Genomic DNA, 898 nt, shown 5'->3' with positions numbered 1-898 from the left:
CACTGGTTTGAATAGTAGATTCCGGTTTAATAAATAGAATTGGCGCCTTGGGTATGGGATTGTTTAGCTCTTTCGCGTGCTCCGCGTAATTTCGGCCAATACACACAAGCTTTGAGCAACGCGCGTCAAACTCTTTACCGTCAAACCAAACCGGCTGATACATCTACTACTCCATAGGTTAATTAGTCGAATATTTTGCCAGGATTCATAAGTCCTTTCGGATCGAATACCTGCTTGATACCTTTCATCAAAGCAATGTCTGCTGCGCTGCGTGTGTATTGCAAATAATCCTTTTTCACAAGACCAACCCCATGCTCAGCAGAAACACTCCCGCCATGCTTTTCAACGATATCAAAGACCCATTTGTTCACATCAACACATTTTGCGAAAAACTCATCCGCGGGCAAATCTTCTGGCTTCAGTATGTTGAGGTGTAAATTGCCATCTCCGATATGACCGAACCAAATTATTTCGAAATCAGGGTAATGCGTGGTGACAACCTCGTCGATTTCCGTGAGAAACTCGGGGACTTTTGAAACCACGACGCTTATATCGTTTTTATACGGAGTACGCGGCGCAATCGATTCAGAAATCCCTTCACGTAAACGCCATAAGTTCATAGCCTGCGTTTCGCTTTGGCTAATCACCCCATCAATTACCCAGCCTTGTTCAACGCAGTGTTCAAACAACTCCATCGCCGAATCCATTACCGCGTCATTGCTCGCCTCAAACTCTAGCAAGGCATAATAAGGTGCTTCAGATTCAAACGGCGCTGGCACATCTGCGTGCGCACGCACATGGTCCATCGCTTGATGTGAAAAGAACTCATAGGCAGTCAAATCGAGCTTGCCTTGGAAAGACTTAAGAACATCCATCGTATTAGTAATATCGTTAAGAC

Annotated in this window: 2 protein-coding genes; both read right to left on the bottom strand. The window is 45.0% G+C overall.

Translation table 11 applies throughout. The features are described 5' to 3' along the window. Window positions 1-163: fumarylacetoacetate hydrolase family protein (locus A3738_RS32400; RefSeq protein WP_369819771.1), on the bottom strand; the 163-nt coding region annotated here is incomplete at its 3' end. Window positions 164-182: 19 nt separating this feature from the next. Continuing rightward, window positions 183-898, bottom strand: a 716-nt coding sequence (locus A3738_RS05180; RefSeq protein WP_304440068.1) for an FAD-linked oxidase C-terminal domain-containing protein, incomplete at its 5' end; no start/stop codon positions are given.

This window comes from Oleiphilus sp. HI0066 (assembly GCF_001635725.1).
Note: the sequence above shows the minus strand (reverse complement) of the source record. Positions and strands in the feature narration are given on the sequence as shown.